This window comes from Pseudomonas sp. Root569 (genome assembly GCF_001427465.1).
Classification (GTDB): Bacteria; Pseudomonadota; Gammaproteobacteria; order Pseudomonadales; family Pseudomonadaceae; genus Aquipseudomonas; species Aquipseudomonas synxantha.
Genome location: NZ_LMGQ01000027.1, coordinates 115,388 through 137,401, shown reverse-complemented (window position 1 = coordinate 137,401; position 22,014 = coordinate 115,388). Strand labels below are relative to the sequence as shown.

Sequence of the window (22,014 nt, the reverse complement as noted above, 5' to 3'; positions counted from 1 at the left end):
CGTTTTTTATTGTCAGGATATTCTGTAGTTATCCACCTACAGATTCAGTCGAGCGGCTAAAGAGTCGGCATAGTCCTGCCATTGCTCGAGTACCCCACACTGAAACGATGTAGCACTAACTGCCAACTCCTCACGCGCCTGCTTAAATGCCAGCAAGGTATTCGGTGCTCCCCACTGCGGATCCGACAAGCGTTGCTGACAGAAAAGTTTCCAGCGCTGTTGCTCCTCATTGTTCAAGGTTTCAGGAAAGTTACGTGCGCGGTAGCGAAATAATAATTCCGGCAAACGATGATCATCGAACGGCCACTGCTGGCGCGCTAACTGCGCGGGCTCTGCCATCCGAACTTGTTCACATAAACGCCGGTCACGGTCGCCAATAAAGCTATCGTAGAGCTGCTGCTCCGGGTCTTGGTTCGCCGCAAAGTCTTCCTCGGCGTAAATGGCCGCCAACTTGTCACGCCAAACTGCTTGTGCGTCAGTTAGCCGCAGCGCCCGTGCCTGAAAAGTATCCATATCCAATTGCAGACGCTCGCGATCTTGCGGGCGCAGCACCTTCAACGGCGCGACCACCGGGCAGCGGTTGATATGCAACAACTTGAGAGGCACCGGCAGTTCACCTTCGGCCAACTCACCACGGCGCGTGTAAAGGCGCTCGCGCAGGGTCTCGGCGTCCAGATCCAGCAACCCCTGTGGGTCGAGCCCCAGGTCGCAGACAATCAAGGCATTGCGATTGCGCGGGTGCCAGGCCAGGGGCAACACCACCCCCAGGTAATGGCGCTCGGCAGAAAAGCGCCCGGAGATATGCACCATCGGTTGCAGCAACCGCACCTGGTCCATGACCCGCTGCTTGCTGCGCAGTTGAAACAACCATTCATATAGCTTGGGCTGTTTCTCCCGGACCAACCGCGCCAGGGCGATAGTCGCTCGCACATCAGATAACGCATCGTGGGCCTGGCCATGCTCGATGCCGTTTGCTTCGGTCAACCGCTCGAGCTTGAGCGTCACGCGCCCGTCTTGCTCTGGCCAGGTAATGCCCTCGGGCCGCAGTGCATAGGCCGTACGCATCACATCGATCAAGTCCCAGCGGCTGTTGCCGCCCTGCCATTCCCGCGCATAAGGATCGAAAAAGTTGCGATACAAGCTGTAGCGCGTCATTTCATCGTCAAATCGCAGGGTATTGTAGCCGGCGCCGCAGGTGCCTGGCGCCGCCAGCTCGGCGTGCACCCGGGTCATGAAGTCGGCTTCGGCAAGACCCTTCTGCGCAAGAACACCCGGGGTAATCCCCGTGATCGCGCACGCAGCCGGGTGGGGCAGGATATCGTCGCTGGGCTGGCAATAAAGGTTGATCGGCGCACCGACCTCGTTGAGGTCCAGGTCAGTGCGGATACCGGCTACCTGAAGCGGGCGATCATTACGCGGGTTGATACCGGTGGTTTCATAGTCGTACCAGAAAATCGAGGTCACGGGCTATTCCTGTGCTGAAGACCGACAAAGTCTAGGCGCTGCAAGGCGCTCGGGGCCAGCGATACCTTTACTGTATAAATATCCAGCAAAACCTTGAAGGGTTGCTTCCACCGTCGACACTGCTAGCATCCGTGTCTCTTAGTCGTAATGCAAAGGACCGCAATGGCATCAACACCCCTGGATACCCACTACCAGATCGAGACGCCGGAAGGTATCGACCTGCCCTTGCGTCCTGCCGGCCTGCCGCCTCGGGCATTGGCCTTTGCTTTCGACTTGGGTGTACGTGGGATCATCATGGGTATCCTGCTGGTGCCCCTGGCGCTGCTTGGCAACATTGGCGTCGGGCTAGGCTCGCTGCTGCTGTTTGTGGTGAGCTGGTGGTACATGGTGCTGTTCGAAGTGCTCAACCAGGGTTGCTCCCCGGGCAAACAGGTGATGGGCCTGCGGGTGGTACAGGACGACGGCACGCCCATTGGCTGGTCGGGGTCGTTGATCCGCAACCTTTTACGCTTTGTCGACATGCTGCCCTTCGGTTACTTCCTCGGTGCGATCAGTTGCCTGCAACACCCGCATTTCAAGCGGCTTGGCGACCTGGCCGCGGGCACGCTGGTGGTCTACCGCGAACTGCCGCTGTTACGCCCGCGAATCCCTCAAGCCTCCGCGCTGCGCCTGCCCTTCGCACTGCAACTTAGCGAACAGCGGGCCATCCTCGGTTTCGCCGAGCGCCAGGCCGAGCTCTCTGCCGAACGGGTGCATGAACTGGCCGCGATCCTCGCCGAGCCCCTGCAAGTACCCCCGGCCCGCGCCGTGGAGCAACTCAACGGTGTGGCCCGTGGCTTGTTGGGGCCGACATGAAGCAGAGCCTTTTTGAAAGCCGCCACCAGCCACAATGGCAAGCCTTCGCCGAACAGCTCAAGCAACTGGAGCAAGGCAAAGCCAAGGCCGCCGATGTCGCGGGCTTCCCCCATCAATACCGGCGCCTGTGCCAGCACCTGGCCCTGGCCCAGGAGCGCGGCTACAGCAGCTACCTGGTAGACCCGCTGCAACAACTGGCGCTGCGCGGCCACCAACAACTGTACCGCCATCGCAGCCAGCTGCCGGCAAACGTGCTGGCGTTCATCCTCGCCGACTTCCCACGCCTGGTACGCCAGCAGTGGCGCTTCGTGCTGATCGCCGGCCTGCTGTTCTTTGGCAGCCTGGTGGGGATTGCGCTGCTGGTCTACCTGTTTCCCGACCTTATCTACAGCATCGTCAGCCCCCAACAAGTAGCTGAGATGCAGGGCATGTACGACCCCCAGGCCAGCCGCCTGGGCCGGGCCGCCGAGCGGGCCGCCAGCGAAGACTGGATGATGTTTGGCTACTACGTGATGCACAACATCGGCATCGCCTTCCAGACGTTTGCGGCCGGCCTGCTGTTCGGTCTGGGCAGCGTGTTCTTCCTGATTTTCAACGGCTTGGTCATCGGCGCGGTCTCCGGGCACCTTACGGATATTGGCTATGGCCAGACCTTCTGGTCATTTGCCATTGGCCATGGCGCATTCGAGCTCACCGCCATCACCCTGGCCGGTGCCGCGGGCCTGCAATTGGGCTGGTCACTGGTCGCGCCGGGGCGATTGGCACGCGGCGAGGCCCTACGCCTGGCGGCCCGTAAAAGTGTGCGAATGCTCTGCGGTGTCATGATGCTCCTGCTCATCGCTGCGTTTATCGAAGCCTACTGGTCCTCCACCACCAGCATTGCCCCCTGGATCAAATACCTGGTGGGCGCCGCGCTCTGGCTGCTGGTGGCCGCCTACCTGATATTCGCCGGGCGGACTCATCATGCGCCTGACTGACTCCAGTGTGATGATTCGCCCGCGTACCGCCTGGGAAGCCATGGACCTGGGTGTGTTGATGGCCAGGCAACACCGCCTCTTGCTGATGGGCAGTTGGGCACTGGTAAGCCTGCCGGTATTTATGGTGCTCACTGTGCTGCTGTGGCGTTACCCGTCGCTGGCGATGTTCCTGTTCTGGTGGCTCAAGCCGGCCTTTGACCGCTTGCCGCTGTACATCCTGTCCAAGGCCCTGTTTGGCGAAACACCCAGCCTCAAACAGGCCGTTCGCCATTGGCCGCACCTGCTGAAGGGGCAATTGTTCGCCAGCCTGACCTGGCGGCGACTGAGCCTGAGTCGCAGCTTTACCCTGCCGGTGAGCCAACTTGAAGGCCTCGATGGTCATGGGCGCCAACAGCGCCTGGGGGTATTACTGCAACGCAATGCCGGGGCCGCACGCTGGCTGACGATCATCGGCGTACACCTGGAAATCGGCCTGTGGTTCGGCGCCATGGCCCTGTTCTATCTGTTCATTCCGCAAAACGTGGAACTGGACTGGGATTGGCAACGGATGGGCTTGGCAACGGGCTCGGACGTGCTATGGCTGGAACACCTGGGCAACGCGTTCTATGCCATGGTGCTGGTGTTCTGGGAACCCATCTACGTCGCCTGCGGTTTCAGCCTGTACCTCAATCGGCGTACGGTCCTGGAGGCCTGGGACCTGGAGTTGGTATTCCGACGCTTGCGCCAGCGCCTGAGCAGTGTTGCGCCAGCATTGTTGCTGGTCGTGGGCCTGACACTGCTACAGCTCAGCCCATCTGCCATGGCGCAGGAACCGCCTGGTCCCAAATCGCTTAGTACCCAGGCCSCCAGCCAATCCATCAAAGCGGTGTTGGAAAAGCCACCGTTCAAGAACCCGGAAACCGTCACACGCTACCGGTTTGGCGAAGAAAAGGCGCCGGTTGGAAACCAAGGCCATGGCGATGGCAAACTACCCCGCTGGCTCCAGGCCTTGCTCGACAACCTCAACAGCGATGCCTTCAAGCACGTCGCTAAAGCCTTGGAAATACTGCTATGGAGCCTGGTGATTGGCGGGCTGGCCCTAGTGGTGTGGCGTTACCGCGAATGGTTACGCACCTTTGTCAGTCGCAGCCGACGGCCTCGCCCGAAAACGGCCAGTGCCATGCCCACCCAGCTGTTCGGCTTGGAATTGGGCACCGACACATTGCCCGATGACCTTGCCGGCGCCGCCGAACAGCTATGGCCCACCCAGCCACGGGAAGCCCTCGGCCTGCTGTATCGCGGCCTGCTCAGCCGGCTATTGCACGAATACAACCTGCCGCTGAAAAGCGCCGACACTGAAGGCCAGGTGCTGGAGCACGTGCATCGCTTGCAGCAGCCGCAGTTACTGGCATTCAGTGACGAACTGACACGGCACTGGCAAAACCTCGCCTATGGCCATCGCCTGCCTCCCTCCTCTGCCCAGCAGAAGCTGTGCGACGACTGGCGTGCACTGTTCAGCGACGGAGCGAGCCAATGAACCGCCCGCTGGTGTGGGTGGCGCTGCTGCTGGCGTGCCTGCTGGGCATGGGCGGCGTGTATGCCTGGCACAAGGCAATTCCCTACGACGAAGTGGTGGATCGCGGCCCATCGCCGGTTGCACGGGCCAACCCCTATCTGGCTGCCGAGCATTTCCTGCACAAGCAAGGCCTCACGGTGGAGCATGCCAACGGTCTTGAACGCCTCGCCGACCTGCCCGCCAAAGGCCATAGCCTGTTGCTGCTGGGGGAACGCAGCAACATGACTCCACGCCAGGTCGAGCAACTGCTGCAGTGGGCCAAAGCCGGGGGCCACCTGCTGCTGGTCGCCGAGGCCTTGTGGGACGAAGAAACCGGCAAAAGTGGCGATCTGTTGCTTGATCGCCTCAATATCCGCCAAACCTTGAGCGAAACCTTCGATGAACCGCCACGGCCTCGTAAAAAGCCGGCACCGGACCTGACCAAACTCTATGTCGACAACGAAACCGCCCCTGCGCATTTCAGTTTTGACACCGACTTCAACCTCATCGACCCCAGGCACCTGGCACAGTTCTCTGCCAACAGCGCGCAGTCCAGCCACCTGATGCAGCTGAACCTGGGGCAAGGCCGTGTCACGGTGATGACCGATAGCGACCTGTGGAAAACCCCTGGCATCGGCAACCACGATAACGCCTGGCTGCTCTGGTACCTTAACCAGGGCACCCAGGTAACCTTGTTGTTCAACAGTGACGTGGACGATCTGTTTACCCTGTTGCTGCGTTTTTTCCCCCAGGCCCTCGTCGCTCTCGCAGCATTGGTTGCCCTGGCGCTGTGGCACGCTGGCATGCGCCACGGCCCGGTCCAGGCACCAGCGCCCAAGGCTCGTCGGCAATTACAGGAACACTTGAAGGCCAGTGCCGATTTCCTGCTACGCCGCAGCGGCCAGGGCACCTTGCTGCAAGCCTTGCAGCTCGACCTCCTGCGCGCCGCCCGGCGACGCCACCCAGGCTTTGAACACCTCGACAGCGCAGAGCAACGGCAGGTGCTGGAACACTTGACACGGCAACCTTCCCATATCATCAGCCAGGCGCTTGAACCACTTGCGCTGAAACGGCTCTCCAATGCCGATTTCAGCCGACAGGTAGCGTGCCTGCAAACCCTCAGGAATGCCTTATGAGCGACTCTCCAATGGCCACCCCCCTGACCGCAGACAACCTTGGACATGCCAGCCAGCAGGCCCAGGCCCTGCGTGTGGAATTACGCAAGGCCGTGATAGGCCAGGACCAGGTGATTGACGACGTGCTCACCGCCTTGATCGCAGGTGGTCACGTCCTGCTCGAAGGCGTGCCAGGCCTGGGCAAGACCTTGCTGGTACGTGCCCTGGCCCGTTGCTTTGGCGGTGATTTCGCACGTATCCAGTTCACCCCGGACCTGATGCCCAGCGATGTCACCGGCCATGCGGTGTACGACCTGCAGACCGAACAGTTCAAGCTGCGCAAAGGGCCGCTGTTCACCCACCTGTTGCTGGCCGATGAAATCAACCGTGCCCCGGCCAAGACCCAGGCGGCACTGCTCGAAGCCATGCAGGAGCGCCAGGTTACCCTGGAGGGCGAGGCGTTGCCCATCGGCCAGCCCTTCATGGTGCTGGCGACCCAGAACCCCATCGAGCAGGAAGGCACCTACCCGCTGCCCGAGGCCGAGCTGGACCGGTTTATGCTCAAGGTGCGCATGGGCTACCCCGACGCCCGGCAGGAACTGGAGATGGTCCGCGAAGTGACCCGCTCGTCCAGGGCCGACATGCTGGATGTACAGCCGTTGCGCACCGTGCTGCAAGCCGAGGACGTGGTGCTGATGCAGGAAATTGCCAGCGCACTGCCCCTGGATGAACAGGTACTCGACTACGCGGTGCGGCTGGCGCGGGCCACACGCAGTTGGCCGGGGCTGACCATCGGCGCCGGTCCCAGGGCCTCCATCGCCCTGGTACGCGGCGCCCGCGCCCGGGCGCTATTGCGCGGTGGCGAGTTCGTGACGCCCGATGACATCAAGGGCTGTGCGCTGGCAGTGCTGCGTCACCGGGTGCGCATTGCGCCGGAACTGGACATCGACGGCCTGGAAGTTGACCAGGTGCTCCAGCAGCTACTTGACCAGATTGCTGCACCAAGGCAATGACGCAGCCATGAAGCCGACCCGTCTGTTGCTGATCTGGCTGGGTGTGCTACTTGGCCTGAACACCCTGTTGGGCGCTTCGATGGCGCTGCAGGTCAAGCTACCTCAAACCTTGCATTCCATCGCTTGGGGCCTGCTTCTGGCCCTGCTGCTATTGGCGACGCTGGATGCGGCACGCTTGCACCGCCGGCCCTCGGCGCGCGTAACCAGGAAACTGCCCGGCAGCCTGGCGCTGGGGCGCTGGGAAGAGGTGCGCCTGTGCCTGGAGCATGACTATCCTCAACCACTGACCGTAGGGGTGTTCGACCACGTGCCTGACGGCCTGAGTGTGGATAACCAGCCCCAATCCATCCTACTGCGCCCCGGCGAACGTGCTGAGCTGGGCTATCGCGTTCGCCCCTTGCGCCGCGGGCATTTCAGCTTCAGTCGCTGCGAACTGCTGCTGCCCAGCCCATTGGGGCTGTGGTCGGCGCGCAGACTCGTCGAAACCCATGATGCCACCCGGGTTTACCCGGATTTCGCCCGTTTATACGGCGCGCAGTTGCTGGGTGTGGATAACTGGCTGAGCCAACTGGGCGTGCGCCAACATCAGCGGCGAGGGTTGGGCCTGGAATTTCATCAACTGCGCGAGTTTCGTGAAGGTGACAGCCTGCGCCAGATCGACTGGAAGGCCACCGCTCGCCAACGCACGCCGATTGCCCGTGAATACCAGGATGAGCGCGACCAGCAAATCGTGTTCATGCTCGATTGCGGCCAGCGCATGCGTAGCCAGGATGATGAACTGTCCCATTTCGACCACGCCCTCAACGCCTGCCTGCTGCTCAGTTATGTCGCCTTGCGCCAGGGCGATGCCGTAGGGATGTGCACCTTCGCCAGCGACCAGCCGCGCTACCTCAAGCCGGTCAAGGGCAGTGGCCAATTGAACAGCTTGCTCAATGCGGTCTACGACCTGGACACCACCCGTAGAACCGCTGACTACCAGGCTGCCGCCAGCCAATTACTGGCGCGTCAAAAGCGCCGGGCACTGGTGATCATCGTCACCAACCTGCGAGATGAGGATGATGAAGCGCTGATGACCGCCGCCAAACGTATTGGCCGGCAACATCGGGTACTTGTGGCAAGCATGCGAGAGGAAATCCTTGACCAGTTACGCCAAGCCCCCGTGCAGACCTTGCCCGAAGCCCTGGCTTACAGTGGCACGGTTGATTACCTCAACACCCGCAATCAACTCCATGATCGTTTGACCGCCCATGGGCTTGCAGTATTGGATACGTTGCCGTCGGAACTGGGCGCCACACTGGTGACGCGCTACCTGGGGTGGAAAAAAGCCGGTGCGTTCTAAATTGCCTGCATTCAGACGGAGGCCTGCTGGGGATCAAAGCTGAAGTACTGCACCAGCGCGTTGATCAATTGCCCATACGCTTCGGGTGGCTGATGCACCGTGAACCCGGAATCGTATTGCTGCGGGTTGACATCTTCATGGCTCCACAAGCAGGTCGCCGTCAGATCAATCGTCTGGAATTCACCTTGGGCCACCGGAATTTTCAAGCACAGCTGAAAATCCACATCGACCATCATGGGTAATTGGCTGATCAGCATCAGCCCATTTTCAGACACATTGCCCAAGAACCCAATCGGCTTGTCGGTAACACGATTGAACACCTGCAAAAAATAAGGCAGTTGATGCCGTTCGATCCGTCGCTCGGTAAACATGATGAAGTCGCCATCCAATGGCCAAGAGTCTGGCCGTGCCAGTGATTCGGAACGAGCAGTCGCTCGCTCTCCCTGGATCTCGGTGTGACAACGGTACTGTTTGTCACCAGACAGCTGCCGAATCCAGGCCCTGCATCCGTTCGAATAGAAACTTGTACAAACGAACATTCAAAGAATAGCCCAGGACTGGCGACGGGCCAGCTCTAAAATGACAAATTTCATTACAAAGATGCAGGCCGTGGTTTTACGGCGGCTGCACTCGGGAAATGCCCCAGTTGCTGCAAGGTATCGAGCCGCGCACGGGCGCGATAGGCGTACTCACTTGAAGGGTATTGGCTGATGATGAACTGATAGGTTTGCGCGGCATCAACAAACAGTTTCTGTCGCTCCAGGCACTGCCCGCGCAGCATCGAAACCTCCGGTTGCACATAACGACGGGTACGGCTTTCGCGATCCACCTGGGACAACTCCAGGGTGACGCGCGCGCAATCGCCCACCCCATAGGCACGGTAAGCGTTGTTCAAATGGTGGTCCATCGACCAGCGAGTACAGCCGACAACACTGACGGCCAGGGCAGCAACGAGCAAAATTCGCATGGGGGTTCTCCTGTCTTGTGCAGTGTATCGACCCCTGGTCGAAAATCTTCAAGGATGTTTGCCCAGTCAAGCGCAGCAAAAACAAGCCAATCGTCGATAAGTAGTGCAAACGAACAATGACTACAACGAAAGAGCATAGTAGCCTTCTCCAGCGCTTGAACTCAGGAGTCTGTGCATGTCCGTCCGTCGCACCAAAATCGTCGCCACCCTTGGCCCGGCCAGCAACTCGCCGGAAGTCCTCGAACAGCTGATTCTGGCTGGTTTGGACGTCGCCCGTCTGAACTTCTCCCACGGCACCCCGGACGAGCACAAGGCTCGCGCCAAGCTGGTGCGTGACCTGGCCGCCAAGCATGGCCGCTTCGTCGCACTGCTGGGAGACCTGCAAGGCCCGAAAATCCGTATCGCCAAATTTGCCAACAAGCGGATCGAGCTGAAGATTGGTGACAAATTCACCTTCTCCACCAGCCACCCGTTGACCGAAGGCACCCAGGACGTCGTGGGTATCGACTACCCGGACCTGGTCAAGGATTGCGGCGTCGGTGACGAACTGCTGCTGGACGATGGCCGCGTGGTCATGCGCGTCGACACCGCGACCCCGACCGAGCTGCACTGCACCGTGATCATCGGCGGCCCGCTGTCCGACCACAAAGGTATCAACCGTCGCGGCGGTGGCCTGACGGCGCCAGCCCTGACTGAAAAAGACAAGGCCGACATCAAACTCGCTGCCGAAATGGAAGTCGACTACCTCGCTGTGTCCTTCCCACGCGACGCCGCCGACATGGAATACGCCCGTAAACTGCGCGACGAAGCCGGCGGCACCGCCTGGCTGGTGGCGAAGATCGAACGCGCCGAAGCCGTGGCCGACGACGAAACCCTCGACGGCTTGATCAAGGCCTCCGACGCCGTGATGGTTGCCCGTGGCGACCTGGGTGTGGAAATTGGTGACGCCGAACTGATCGGTATCCAGAAAAAGATCATCCTGCACGCACGCCGCCACAACAAGGCCGTGATCGTTGCGACCCAGATGATGGAGTCGATGATCCAGAACCCGATGCCGACCCGTGCCGAAGTGTCCGACGTGGCCAACGCCGTGCTCGACTACACCGACGCCGTGATGCTCTCGGCTGAAAGTGCCGCCGGCCCGTACCCGCTCGAAGCCGTGCAGGCCATGGCGCGCATCTGCGTCGGCGCTGAAAAGCATCCGACCAGCAAGACCTCCAGCCACCGCATCGGCAAGGTCTTCGAAAGCTGCGACCAGAGCATCGCCCTGGCCGCCATGTACACCGCCAACCACTTCCCGGGCGTGAAGGCGATCATTGCCCTGACCGAAAGTGGCTATACGCCGCTGATCATGTCGCGCATCCGTTCCTCGGTGCCGATCTACGCGTTTACCCCTCACCGCGAAGCCCAGGCCCGTGCGGCGTTGTTCCGTGGTGTGTACACCATCCCGTTCGACCCGGCTTCGCTGGCACCAAACGAAGTCAGCCAGAAGGCTATCGACGAGCTGGTCAAGCGCGGCGTGGTAGAGAAAGGCGACTGGGTCATCCTCACCAAGGGCGACAGCTACCACACCACCGGTGGCACCAATGGCATGAAGATCCTGCACGTGGGCGACCCGCAGGTCTGATTGACACGCTGCAAACAAAAGCCCCGTTATGTGAATGACGGGGCTTTTTGCATTTCAGGCACACCGAGCCTGGGCGGGGTGCCGAGTGGTGGGGCCCACATTGGAATGCGGTCAACTGTGGGAGCCGGGCTTGCCCGCGATGGCGCCAGAACAGCCAACACCGTTTTATCGCCGGGTGATAAACCCCGACAACGCCGCAATCGCCTCCGGCGATCTCAAGCGCTGGGTAAACAACGCCCCCTCCTCCTCGATTACCTGCCGCAACTGCTCGCGATCAACGCTTTTCATCAACTGCTTGGTGACCTGCACCGCCCCCGGCGCCAGGCTTTCAAAACGTTCGACCATTTCCCGCGCCTTGGCCAAGGCCGCCTCGCCACTGCCCAACGCCTCGGTGGCAATCCCCCACGCTGCGGCTTGTTCGCCAGTGAACCCCTCGCCCAACAACAGTAGTTCAGCCGCCTTCGCATGCCCCAGCAACCGCGGCAGGATCAGGCTCGAGCCAAACTCCGGACACAAACCCAGGTTAACGAACGGCATGCGCAAGCGTGCATCGCGGCTGATATACACCAGGTCGCAATGCAGCAACAGCGTGGTGCCAATGCCCACCGCCGCTCCAGCCACGGCGGCGATCACCGGTTTGCGGCAGTTGAGCAGGCTTTTCATAAAGTGAAACGGTGGGCTGTCGAGGTCGTTGGGTGGCTGTTCGAGAAAATCGCTGATGTCATTGCCGGCGGTAAAACACTCGCTGCTGCCCTGTAGCAGTACGGCGCGAATATCCGAGTTTGCATCGGCCTGTTCCAGCGCCTCGGCCAGTTGCGTATACATGGCACGGGTCAGGGCGTTTTTCTTGTCAGGGCGATTGAGCTGCAAGGTCAGCAACCCGCGTTCGCGTTGCTGCAGGATGGCGTCGGTCATGGCGAATCTCGCGGCAAAAGGTTTCAGCGCTCAACCACGGGGCAGGAACACATCGGCCAGCAGTTGATTGCGCGGCAGCCCGGCCAGGAACAGGCGCTTGGAAAAAGCCTCGACGCTGACAGGGTGACCGCAGAGTAAAGCCAGCGTTTGCCGCGAAACAAGCCGCAGTTGCGCCAATGCCTGGTTCAACTCTGCCGCCGTCCATAGCTCCACCGTCAGGTTCCCATGCTGCGTGGCCAGCGCCGCCAGGGGTTCGGCCAGGTAATGAGCCTCGGCATCATGGGCCAGGTGAATGACACGGATGGCACCTTGATGATCCTGGCGCAGCGCTTCGCGCAATATGCCCCACAACGGGCCCAGGCCGGTGCCGGCGGCCAGCAGCCACAACGGTCGCGATTGCCAGTCGGGGTCATAGTGCAGCGCCCCGCCCCGCAACTCGCCCAGGCGCAGAGGCTCACCAACCTTGAAATGGCGAGCGGCATCGCTGAATTCACCGGGTTGACGGCAATCAATATGAAACTCCAGGTATGCATCCTCCTGGGGCAAGCTCGCCAGGGAATACGGGCGCGCCACCTGCCCTGCCCACAACACCAGATGCTGCCCGGCCCGATACCGCAGGCTACGCTCCGGTAGCAGGCGCAGGCAAAGCACCGTGGAACTCAGCCAATCAGCGCCCACCACCTGGGCCGCCACGCCGTCATGCAGCGGATCAAATGCTTCGACCTGGAGGTCGCCGACGACCCGGCACTGACACGCCAGGCGCCAACCCTGCTGACGTTGCGTCGGGCTCAGGGCTTCGGGCTGCTGGTCATCGACCTCGCCCTGGCAACGCACCAGGCACGCATGGCAGCTGCCGGCCCGGCAACTGTACGGCACGGCGACTCCCGCCTGGTTCAAGGCATCCAGCAGGTTAGTGCCGGTGGGCACCGACCAATGGCGTTCGCCGACGTGCAGTTCAGGCATAACACCGTTACCTCTATTGGTAGGAGCGAGCTTGCTCGCGAAGATCGCTAACGATAACGCGGACAACCTGATGAAACCCACCAGATTCACGCTTTTCGCGAGCAAGCTCGCTCCTACAGATAACCGGGCCGGGCATTCGTGACCATAGTCGGGTGTATCGGCCACCGCGCCGGGTTATACTGCCGCGCCTTTTTAGCGTCGCGCCTGCACCACTTTGGCGTGCCTTGGAAAGATGGTTTCAGCCGACCGACGCAATACTGAAGCCACCTTTATTGAATGTTCCCTTATAGAGGAGCGCGACTCATGACCGTGATCAAGCAAGACGACCTGATTCAGAGCGTTGCCGACGCCCTGCAATTCATTTCCTATTACCACCCCGTTGACTTCATCCAGGCCATGCACGAAGCCTACCTGCGCGAAGAATCGCCGGCAGCCCGTGACTCCATCGCCCAGATCCTGATCAACTCGCGCATGTGCGCCACCGGCCACCGCCCGATCTGCCAGGATACCGGTATCGTCACCGTGTTCGTGCGCGTAGGCATGGATGTACGCTGGGACGGCGCCACCATGGGCCTGGACGACATGATCAACGAAGGCGTGCGTCGCGCCTACAACCTGCCGGAAAACGTCCTGCGTGCATCCATCCTCGCCGATCCGGCGGGCGCGCGGAAAAACACCAAGGACAACACCCCGGCGGTGATCCACTACTCCATCGTCCCGGGTAACACCGTGGAAGTGGACGTGGCGGCCAAGGGCGGTGGTTCCGAGAACAAGTCGAAAATGGCCATGCTCAACCCGTCCGACTCCATCGTCGACTGGGTGCTCAAGACCGTTCCAACCATGGGCGCCGGCTGGTGCCCACCGGGCATGCTCGGCATCGGCATCGGCGGCACCGCCGAGAAAGCCGCGGTGATGGCCAAGGAAGTGTTGATGGAATCCATCGACATCCACGAGCTGAAAAAGCGCGGCCCGCAGAACCGTATCGAAGAGATGCGCCTGGAGCTGTTCGAGAAGGTCAACCAACTGGGCATCGGCGCCCAGGGCCTGGGTGGCCTGACCACCGTGCTCGACGTGAAGATCATGGACTACCCGACCCACGCCGCGTCCCTGCCGGTGTGCATGATCCCCAACTGCGCCGCCACCCGTCATGCGCACTTCGTGCTCGACGGTTCCGGCCCGGCGTCGCTGGAAGCGCCATCGCTGGACGCCTACCCGGAAATCGTCTGGGAAGCCGGCCCGTCGGCCCGCCGCGTCAACCTCGACACCCTGACCCCGGAAGAAGTGCAAAGCTGGAAGCCGGGCGAAACCGTGTTGCTCAACGGCAAGATGCTCACCGGTCGCGACGCCGCGCACAAGCGCATGGTCGAGATGCTCAACAAGGGCGAGACCCTGCCGGTGGACCTCAAGGGCCGCTTTATCTACTACGTCGGCCCGGTTGATCCGGTGCGCGAAGAAGTGGTTGGCCCGGCTGGCCCGACCACCGCGACGCGGATGGACAAGTTCACCCGCCAGATCCTCGAGCAGACTGGCCTGCTGGGCATGATCGGCAAATCCGAGCGCGGTCCGACCGCCATCGAAGCGATCAAGGACCACAAGGCCGTGTACCTGATGGCCGTGGGCGGCGCCGCTTACCTGGTGGCGCAAGCCATCAAGAAGTCGCGCGTGGTAGCGTTCGCCGAACTGGGCATGGAAGCCATCTACGAGTTCGACGTAAAAGACATGCCGGTCACCGTTGCAGTGGACAGTCAGGGCGAGTCGGTACACATCACCGGTCCTGCCATCTGGCAGAAAAAGATCAGTGAGAGCCTGGCGGTAGAAGTACAGTAAGTCGATGTGGGAGGGGCTTGCCCCCTCCCACACAAGTTCCAGACAGCTCATGGTATGGTGCTCGCCCTTACCGTGCCTGTTCATCATCGTATGATCGTGATCCCTCGCCCCCTGCGCCTGACCTTTTACTCGTTATTGATCATCGCCGGTGCGGTGATGGCCGCTGCCTTGGCCACACGCCATGCCGAACGCCAGGCCCTGGTGGATGACGCCGCTCGCGCCAATCAGCAGCTTGCGCTGTATGCCAACTCCCTGCACACCCTGATCGAACGCTACCGCGCCCTGCCCGCCGTGCTGGCCCTGGACTCGGAAATGATCCGCGCCTTGAAGGGCCCGCTGGATAGCACCACCCAGGACGTGCTCAATCGCAAGCTCGAACGCATCAACGGCGCCGCTCAATCATCCACCTTGGAGCTGATGGACCGCAGCGGCCTGGCGGTGGCCGCCAGCAACTGGAATTTGCCCAGCAGCTATGTCGGCCACAACTACGCATTTCGCCCGTATTTCAGCCAGACCCTGAGCCAAGGCACCGGGCGTTTTTACGCGGTGGGGGTGACTACTGGCATTCCGGGTTACTTCCTTTCCAGCGCGGTGGTCGATGAGCACGAGCAGTTCCTCGGCGCCATGGTGGTCAAGCTGGAATTCCCTGAGCTTGAACGCGAATGGGCCCAGGGTAATGACTTGCTGTTGGTCAGCGATGCGCGGGGCATTGTGTTTATCGCCAACCAGCCGGGCTGGCGTTATCGCAACCTGCGGCCGTTGTCCGAAACCGACCTGGCTGAACTCAAGGCCACCCGCCAATACGACAAGAAACACCTGCAGCCGCTGGAGACCAGCGTCTTGCAGCGCTTCGACGACAACAGCCATTTGATGCGCGTCAATGGCCCCGACGGTAATGCCAACTACATCTGGGAGTCCCTGCCGCTCAAGGCAGAAGGCTGGAGCCTGCACCTGCTGCGCAAACCTCAGTTCCCGTTTGAAGACCAACGCAACGCTGGCCTAGCCGCCGCGGGTTCCTGGCTGGCGCTGGTATTCCTGGTGCTGTTCCTCAGCCAACGCTGGCGCCTGGCCCGCTTGCGTCAGCGCAGCCGCGAAGAGCTGGAACAGTTGGTCGAGGAACGCACCCAGGCGCTGCGCACCGCCCAGGATGGCCTGGTGCAGTCGGCCAAGCTGGCGGCGCTGGGGCAGATGTCCGCCGCCCTCGCCCATGAAATCAACCAACCGTTGACGGCCCAACGCATGCAACTGGCAACACTGCGGCTGTTGCTCGACCACGGCCGCGTCGACGATGCCTACAAGGCACTCACGCCGCTGGATGACATGCTCACGCGCATGGCCGCGCTCACCGGGCACCTCAAGACCTTCGCCCGCAAGAGCCCCAGCGGCCTGCGTGAACGCCTGGACCTGGCCACCGTGGTCGATCAGTCCCTGCACTTGCTCGACGCGCGCCTGCGTGATGAAGCCATCGGCGTCGTGCTCGACCTGACGCGCCCGGCCTGGGTACGCGGCGACGCGATCCGCCTGGAACAGGTATTGATCAACCTGCTGCGCAACGCGCTGGACGCCATGGCCGACAAGCCGCGCAAGCGCCTGGAAATCCGCCTGCATGCCGATCAGCAGCTGTGGCAGTTGACGGTCAGCGACAGCGGCGGCGGGATCGCCGAAGAACACCTGAACAACGTGTTCGATCCGTTCTTCACCACCAAGCCGGTCGGCGACGGCCTCGGCTTGGGGCTGGCGGTGTCCTACGCTATCGTGCATGAATTGGGCGGGCGCCTGAGCGCCGGCAACCGTGGCGACGGCGCAGTGTTTACCCTGACCTTGCCGATTGCATTGGAGACGCCAGCGCCATGTTGAACGCTGTAATTGTGGTCGATGACGAAGCCAGCATTCGCACCGCCGTCGAGCAATGGCTGAGCCTTTCGGGGTTTGAGGTGCAATTGTTCAGTCGCGCCGAAGAATGCCTGGCGCATCTGCCCAAAGACTTTCCCGGTGTGATTTTGAGCGATGTACGCATGCCCGGGCTCGGCGGCCTTGAGCTGCTGGCCGAGGTAAAGCGTCGCGATGCCGACCTGCCGGTGATTTTGCTCACCGGCCATGGTGACGTGCCGATGGCCGTCGAAGCCATGCGCGACGGTGCCTACGATTTCCTGGAGAAACCCTTTAGCCCCGAGGCACTGCTCAACAGCCTGCGCCGGGCATTGGACAAGCGTGGCCTGATCCTGGAAAACCGCCGCCTGCATCAACAGGCCGATCACCGCGCACAACTGGAGTCCAGCCTGCTGGGGGTGTCGCGCAGCTTGCAGAACCTGCGCCGCCAGGTGCTGGACCTGGCGACCCTGCCGGTCAACGTGTTGATCCGGGGCGAGACCGGCAGTGGCAAGGAATTGGTTGCTCGCTGCCTGCATGACTTCGGCCCCAGGGCGAAAAAGCCGTTTGTAGCACTCAACTGTGCCGCCATCCCCGAGCAGCTGTTTGAAGCCGAGTTGTTCGGCCACGAAAGCGGCGCCTTTACCGGCGCCCAGGGCAAACGCATCGGCAAGCTGGAATACGCCCATGGCGGCACGTTGTTCCTGGATGAGATCGAAAGCATGCCCCTGGCCCAACAGGTGAAATTGCTGCGGGTGTTGCAGGAACAGAAGCTGGAGCGGCTGGGTTCCAACCAAAGCATCCACGTGGATCTGCGCATCATCGCCGCCACCAAGCCTGACCTGCTGGAAGAGGCCCGCGCCGGGCGTTTTCGTGAAGACCTGGCCTATCGCCTGAACGTCGCGCAACTGCGCCTGCCGCCGTTGCGCGAGCGCCGCGAAGATATTCCGTTGCTGTACGACCATTTCGCGCAGAGTGCTGCTGAACGTCTGGGTCGTCATGTCGAGCCCTTGAGTGGGCCACAGCTGGGGCGCCTGCTCAGTCATGACTGGCCGGGGAACGTGCGTGAGCTGGCCAACGTCGCCGAGCGCCAGGTGTTGGGGCTCGGCGATACGGAACCGGACGGCATCGAGGCCGGGCAATCGTTGGCGGCGCAACAGGAAGCGTTCGAGGCACATTGCCTGAAAGCTGCATTAACTCGGCATAAAGGCGATATCAAGGCAGTGCTGGCCGAGCTGCAACTGCCGCGCCGGACCCTCAATGAAAAGATGCAGCGGCATGGGTTGGCGAGGGAGATGTTTCTCTAGCGACCTTCCGATCGCCATCAGGGCTTGCCCCAGATGGCGCCAGCAACCATAAGCGGATTTCCGCTTACCAGCCGAAAATCATCGGCAACTTTCCGCTCAAAAAAATCCTGCAACCCTTCTATTCCGGGCCTTCATCTACCTGGCACAGCTCCTGCTATAGCCCGAACCAGGCAGTGCTCAAGCACGCTCCATAAAAACAACTAGATGAAGGATCCTTCAATGGATAACTCCAATACCTTGCCTCTGGGGTCGGCGGCTGCGCCGGCAAAAGAACGCACCACTTCCAGTCGAATCAAATCGATCTTCAGCGGGTCGGTGGGCAACATGGTCGAGTGGTACGACTGGTACGTCTACGCCGCCTTCTCGCTGTACTTCGCCAAGACCTTCTTCCCCAAGGGCGACACCACCGCCCAATTGCTCAACACCGCCGCGATCTTCGCCGTGGGCTTCCTGATGCGCCCGATCGGTGGCTGGCTGATGGGCCTGTATGCCGACAAAGTCGGACGTAAAAAAGCCCTGATGGCCTCGGTCTACCTGATGTGCTTCGGCTCCCTGCTGATTGCCCTGAGCCCAAGCTATGAAGTCATTGGTATCGGCGCGCCGATCCTGCTGGTGTTTGCCCGTTTGCTGCAGGGCCTGTCGGTCGGTGGCGAATACGGCACCTCTGCCACTTACCTCAGTGAAATGGCGACCAAGGAACGCCGTGGCTTCTACTCCAGCTTCCAGTACGTGACCCTGATCTCCGGCCAGCTCATCGCGCTGGCGGTGCTGATCGTGCTGCAACAACTGCTGACCACCGAGCAGCTGTATGCCTGGGGCTGGCGTATCCCGTTCGCCATCGGCGCCTTGTGTGCAGTGGTCGCGCTGTACCTGCGTCGTGGTATGGAAGAAACCGAGTCGTTCACCAAGAAGGAAAAAGCCAAGGAAAGCGCCATGCGCACCTTGATGCGCCACCCCAAGGAACTGATGACCGTGGTCGGCCTGACCATGGGCGGCACCCTGGCGTTCTACACCTACACCACCTACATGCAGAAATACCTGGTGAACACGGTCGGCATGAGCATCTCCGACTCCACCACCATCTCGGCGGCCACGCTGTTCCTGTTCATGTGCCTGCAACCCCTGGTCGGCGGGCTGTCGGACAAGATTGGCCGGCGGCCGATCCTGATCGCCTTCGGTGTCCTCGGTACCCTGTTCACCGTGCCGATCCTCACCACCCTGCACACCATCCAGTCCTGGTGGGGTGCGTTCTTCCTGATCATGGCGGCGCTGATCATCGTCAGCGGCTACACATCGATCAACGCCGTGGTGAAAGCCGAACTGTTCCCCACCGAAATCCGCGCCCTGGGCGTGGGCCTGCCGTATGCCCTGACCGTGTCGATCTTCGGCGGTACCGCTGAATACATCGCGCTGTGGTTCAAGAGCATCGGCATGGAAACTGGCTACTACTGGTACGTGACCGCGTGTATCGCAGTGTCGCTGATGGTCTACGTGACCATGAAAGACACGCGCAAACATTCGCGGATTACCACGGACTAAAAAATGTGGGAGGGGCAAGCCCCCTCCCATATTGGATATGATGTGGGCTTCAGAACTGAGAGCAGAACAGGTCATGTCCGACGATATCCACTTCTACGAACCCGCCAACGGCCACGGCCTGCCCCATGATCCGTTCAACGCGATTGTCGGCCCGCGACCGATTGGCTGGATTTCGTCACACGACCGCGAAGGTCGCCTGAACCTGGCGCCCTACAGTTTCTTCAATGCGTTCAACTACATTCCGCCGATCATTGGTTTTTCCAGTGTCGGGCGCAAAGACAGCCTGAACAACATCGAACAGACCGGCGAGTTCGTATGGAACCTGGCCACCCGCCCGCTGGCCGAGCAGATGAACCAGAGCTGCGCGGCCGTATCGCCCGAGGTGAATGAATTCGAACTCTCCGGCTTGACGCCGGTGGCTTCGAAAATCGTTGGCGTACCACGGGTGGGCGAGAGCCCGGTGTCGTTCGAGTGCAAGGTGACGCAGATCCTCCAGCTGCAACGTGCCGACCAACAGTTGGTGCCAAGCTGGCTGGTGCTGGGCGAGGTGGTTGCGGTGCACATCGCCAAATGGTTGCTCAAGGACGGGATTTACGACACCGCTGCCGCCGAGCCGATTTTGCGTGGGGGTGGCCCGGCGGATTATTTCCAGCTGGGGCCTGAGGCCCTGTTCAAAATGCACAGACCTCAATAACCCCTGTAGGAGCGAGCTTGCTCGCGAAGATCGTCAACGATAACGCGGGGCACCAGGCTGAACGCGGTGCTCTTGAGTTTTTCGCGAGCAAGCTCGCTCCTACAGTGCGGCGGGGGCCCAGGTCAGTTGGCCTTCTGCATCCACATCGACCAGACGCTCAAGTTGCAACGTCGCCGCATCATCGGCATCGGACGCCGTCTTGAACGTCTGCCCTTCAAGGATCTTGTGGAACTGCGGGGCGCCCATGCCATCCAGTGCCTTGACGGCGACGGCGGCGCTGTAGCCACCTTCTCCCGGTACTACGGCGGAAACGGCTTCGTGGTGGGCAAATTGTCTACGTGCCATGTTGCAGGTCCTGGCCAATGGAAAGTCGACCATTGTAACCCTCAACCGGCCAGTTGCAGGTACTCGCCGTAGGCATGGGCGGCAGATGCATCGGTGAAGGTCTGGAAGTCCATGCTGCGGATCACCATGTCGTTCAACAGCTCGGTGAGGATCATCAGGGCCGGAGAGTTGAAGTAGGCGCTCATGGCCTGCTCGCTGCTCCAGAACCCCGAGACCAGCCAGACATCGGGGTCGACCTGGGAATGCTGCAACGAGAATTGCAGGCAACCCTCGGCCTGGCGTCCTGGTTCGATCAAACTGCTCAAGCGTGCACCGAGTTCGGTGCTGCACCCGCTACGGGCGCGGATAAAGGCCATATGGCTCGCGGGAATGGGGGTGGACATGTTCGACTCTCCCGTTGAGAAGTGATGCTCGGCAAGCACTGTGGGGGCGTGTTGCCACAGGATCAAAGATAACGGCGCGGGTGTGGGCGCGGTTAGTCGATTCCTGCAGGCTTATTGCACAATCCTGCGAAAAGCGTAGATAGGACGTTCGGCCCCAGGATTTATTCCACGCGCCTGCCCAGTGTTTCAGGGAGATGACAGGCCTGGCGCTTGCCTGATTCACGACAGATCGCAGGATCAGGCAAGGATCAGGCAGAATCGACGTAACACTATTTGAAAAGCCGCCGCTAAGCTGAGCCCATCAAAGCAGCGTGTAGAGGACGCCCCATGCCGTCGCCCGATCCAAAGTCCACTCCCCTCGATGCCGAGATGGAAAAGCAACGCGCCGAGTTGGCCAGTATCGTGCACCGCCATACCTGGGAAGACGGCTCCTATGGCACCGCGATTACCTCGCTGTACCTGAACCGCCACAACACACCGCGGGATTTCATGCCGGTGCTGGTGGAACCTGCGCTGTGCATCCTGGCCAGCGGCAACAAGGAAGTGCGCCTGGCCGACGAAATTTTCGCCTACGACCCGCTCAACTACCTGGTCTTCTCGGTGGCGATGCCGGTGGCCGGGCGGATTATCGATGCCACCGCCGAGAACCCTAACCTCTCGGTGCGTATCAACATCGACCCGACGCAACTGACGGCGCTGATCGCAGAGGCCGGGCCCATGGGCGTGCCCTCACGCCCGTCGACCCGGGGAATGTACGTCGACCGCATCGACCACCAATTGCTCGACGCCGTGCTGCGTCTGACCCGGCTGCTGGATACGCCCAAAGATATCGCCATGCTCGCGCCGTTGATCAACCGTGAAATCCTCTACCGCTTGCTGCGTGGCCCACAGGGTTATCGCCTGTATGAAATCGCCGTGGCCAACAGCCAGAGCCATCGGGTCAGCCAGGCGATCAAATGGTTGAACGGCAACTATGAACAACCGCTGCGCATCGACGACCTGGCCAAGGAAGTGAACCTGAGCGTCTCGACCTTGCATCATCGCTTTAAGGCGATCACCGCCATGAGCCCGCTGCAGTACCAGAAACAACTGCGTTTGCAGGAAGCCCGACGACTGATGATTGCCGAAGGGTTGGAAGCCTCGGCTGCGGGCTATCGGGTGGGATATGAAAGCCCGTCGCAGTTCAGTCGGGAATACAGCCGGTTGTTTGGCGCGCCGCCGCTAAGAGACCTGGCCCGGCTGCGCCAAAGTATCTAAACGGATGGAGATCAAAATGTGGGA

The 22,014-nt window shown here is 61.2% G+C and carries 20 protein-coding genes; 13 read left to right on the top strand and 7 right to left on the bottom strand.

Going from position 1 to position 22,014, the window contains the following annotated elements:
* Positions 1 to 36 precede the first annotated feature (36 nt).
* Positions 37 to 1,464, bottom strand: coding sequence for an exodeoxyribonuclease I (gene sbcB / locus ASD70_RS24145; protein WP_056847609.1), 1,428 nt, complete (start codon positions 1,462 to 1,464; stop codon positions 37 to 39).
* Between the two features lie 162 nt (positions 1,465 to 1,626).
* Between sbcB and ASD70_RS24140 the strand changes: the two genes are divergently transcribed.
* Genes ASD70_RS24140 through ASD70_RS24115 form a run of 6 tightly spaced genes read left to right on the top strand, consistent with a single transcriptional unit; the run spans position 1,627 to position 8,297 of the window.
* Positions 1,627 to 2,319 (top strand): RDD family protein, encoded by a 693-nt coding sequence (locus tag ASD70_RS24140; RefSeq protein WP_046069336.1) that lies wholly within the window; start codon positions 1,627 to 1,629, stop codon positions 2,317 to 2,319.
* Entirely contained in the window at positions 2,316 to 3,296 is a 981-nt protein-coding gene (locus ASD70_RS24135) for a stage II sporulation protein M (RefSeq protein WP_046069337.1), read from the top strand. The genes ASD70_RS24140 and ASD70_RS24135 overlap by 4 nt, the downstream gene beginning before the upstream one ends.
* On the top strand, positions 3,283 to 4,812 hold the full coding sequence (locus ASD70_RS24130; protein ID WP_056847608.1) for a DUF4129 domain-containing protein: 1,530 nt from the start codon (positions 3,283 to 3,285) through the stop codon (positions 4,810 to 4,812). The genes ASD70_RS24135 and ASD70_RS24130 overlap by 14 nt, the downstream gene beginning before the upstream one ends.
* A complete protein-coding gene (locus ASD70_RS24125; RefSeq protein ID WP_056847607.1) occupies positions 4,809 to 5,966 on the top strand; it encodes a DUF4350 domain-containing protein in 1,158 nt (385 codons plus the stop codon). Before ASD70_RS24130 ends, ASD70_RS24125 begins: the two co-directional genes overlap by 4 nt.
* Positions 5,963 to 6,958, top strand: coding sequence for an AAA family ATPase (locus ASD70_RS24120; protein ID WP_056847606.1), 996 nt, complete (start codon positions 5,963 to 5,965; stop codon positions 6,956 to 6,958). The genes ASD70_RS24125 and ASD70_RS24120 overlap by 4 nt, the downstream gene beginning before the upstream one ends.
* Before the next feature lie 7 nt (positions 6,959 to 6,965).
* A complete protein-coding gene (locus ASD70_RS24115) occupies positions 6,966 to 8,297 on the top strand; it encodes a DUF58 domain-containing protein (RefSeq protein ID WP_056847605.1) in 1,332 nt (443 codons plus the stop codon).
* An 11-nt stretch (positions 8,298 to 8,308) separates the two neighbouring features.
* Here ASD70_RS24115 and ASD70_RS24110 read toward each other — a convergent pair whose 3' ends face one another.
* Both ASD70_RS24110 and ASD70_RS24105 read right to left on the bottom strand, forming a co-directional pair.
* Positions 8,309 to 8,668, bottom strand: a complete 360-nt coding sequence (locus ASD70_RS24110) for a PilZ domain-containing protein (protein ID WP_056847604.1) — start codon at positions 8,666 to 8,668, stop codon at positions 8,309 to 8,311.
* Between the two features lie 221 nt (positions 8,669 to 8,889).
* Positions 8,890 to 9,264 carry a tetratricopeptide repeat protein gene (locus ASD70_RS24105; protein ID WP_046069360.1) on the bottom strand — a complete coding sequence of 125 codons (375 nt, stop codon included), beginning with the start codon at positions 9,262 to 9,264 and terminating at the stop codon, positions 8,890 to 8,892.
* A gap of 175 nt (positions 9,265 to 9,439) precedes the next feature.
* Here ASD70_RS24105 and pyk point away from each other — a divergent pair, with 175 nt between their 5' ends.
* Positions 9,440 to 10,891, top strand: coding sequence for a pyruvate kinase (gene pyk, locus ASD70_RS24100; RefSeq protein WP_043050041.1), 1,452 nt, complete (start codon positions 9,440 to 9,442; stop codon positions 10,889 to 10,891).
* A 165-nt stretch (positions 10,892 to 11,056) separates the two neighbouring features.
* Here the strand turns inward: pyk and ASD70_RS24095 are convergent, their stop codons facing one another.
* Together ASD70_RS24095 and ASD70_RS24090 are read right to left on the bottom strand one after the other, a co-directional pair.
* A complete protein-coding gene (locus ASD70_RS24095) occupies positions 11,057 to 11,806 on the bottom strand; it encodes an enoyl-CoA hydratase-related protein (RefSeq protein WP_056847603.1) in 750 nt (249 codons plus the stop codon).
* 30 nt (positions 11,807 to 11,836) lie between these two features.
* Complete coding sequence (locus ASD70_RS24090; RefSeq protein ID WP_046069362.1) at positions 11,837 to 12,769, bottom strand: iron-sulfur-binding ferredoxin reductase; 933 nt, start codon at positions 12,767 to 12,769, stop codon at positions 11,837 to 11,839.
* Between the two features lie 303 nt (positions 12,770 to 13,072).
* Here ASD70_RS24090 and ASD70_RS24085 point away from each other — a divergent pair, with 303 nt between their 5' ends.
* The 5 genes from ASD70_RS24085 (at position 13,073) to ASD70_RS24065 (ending at position 20,005) form a co-directional block, all read left to right on the top strand.
* Complete coding sequence (locus tag ASD70_RS24085) at positions 13,073 to 14,596, top strand: fumarate hydratase (RefSeq protein ID WP_046069363.1); 1,524 nt, start codon at positions 13,073 to 13,075, stop codon at positions 14,594 to 14,596.
* Positions 14,597 to 14,686: 90 nt separating this feature from the next.
* Positions 14,687 to 16,453 carry an ATP-binding protein gene (locus tag ASD70_RS24080; protein WP_046069364.1) on the top strand — a complete coding sequence of 589 codons (1,767 nt, stop codon included), beginning with the start codon at positions 14,687 to 14,689 and terminating at the stop codon, positions 16,451 to 16,453.
* Entirely contained in the window at positions 16,447 to 17,772 is a 1,326-nt protein-coding gene (locus ASD70_RS24075; protein ID WP_046069365.1) for a sigma-54-dependent transcriptional regulator, read from the top strand. Before ASD70_RS24080 ends, ASD70_RS24075 begins: the two co-directional genes overlap by 7 nt.
* A gap of 219 nt (positions 17,773 to 17,991) precedes the next feature.
* The gene (locus ASD70_RS24070) at positions 17,992 to 19,311 is read left to right on the top strand and encodes an MFS transporter (RefSeq protein ID WP_046069366.1); all 1,320 of its coding nucleotides are present in this window, start codon (positions 17,992 to 17,994) and stop codon (positions 19,309 to 19,311) included.
* 73 nt (positions 19,312 to 19,384) lie between these two features.
* Positions 19,385 to 20,005: a flavin reductase family protein gene (locus tag ASD70_RS24065; protein ID WP_046069367.1), complete on the top strand. Its 621-nt coding sequence runs from the start codon at positions 19,385 to 19,387 to the stop codon at positions 20,003 to 20,005.
* A gap of 99 nt (positions 20,006 to 20,104) precedes the next feature.
* Here ASD70_RS24065 and ASD70_RS24060 read toward each other — a convergent pair whose 3' ends face one another.
* Positions 20,105 to 20,350, bottom strand: a complete 246-nt coding sequence (locus ASD70_RS24060; protein ID WP_046072556.1) for a hypothetical protein — start codon at positions 20,348 to 20,350, stop codon at positions 20,105 to 20,107.
* A 41-nt stretch (positions 20,351 to 20,391) separates the two neighbouring features.
* The gene (locus ASD70_RS24055) at positions 20,392 to 20,733 is read right to left on the bottom strand and encodes an antibiotic biosynthesis monooxygenase family protein (RefSeq protein WP_043050050.1); all 342 of its coding nucleotides are present in this window, start codon (positions 20,731 to 20,733) and stop codon (positions 20,392 to 20,394) included.
* A gap of 327 nt (positions 20,734 to 21,060) precedes the next feature.
* On the opposite strand from ASD70_RS24055, the gene ASD70_RS24050 reads away from it, so the two are divergent.
* On the top strand, positions 21,061 to 21,990 hold the full coding sequence (locus ASD70_RS24050) for an AraC family transcriptional regulator (RefSeq protein ID WP_046069368.1): 930 nt from the start codon (positions 21,061 to 21,063) through the stop codon (positions 21,988 to 21,990).
* The last annotated feature ends 24 nt before the right edge of the window (positions 21,991 to 22,014 follow it).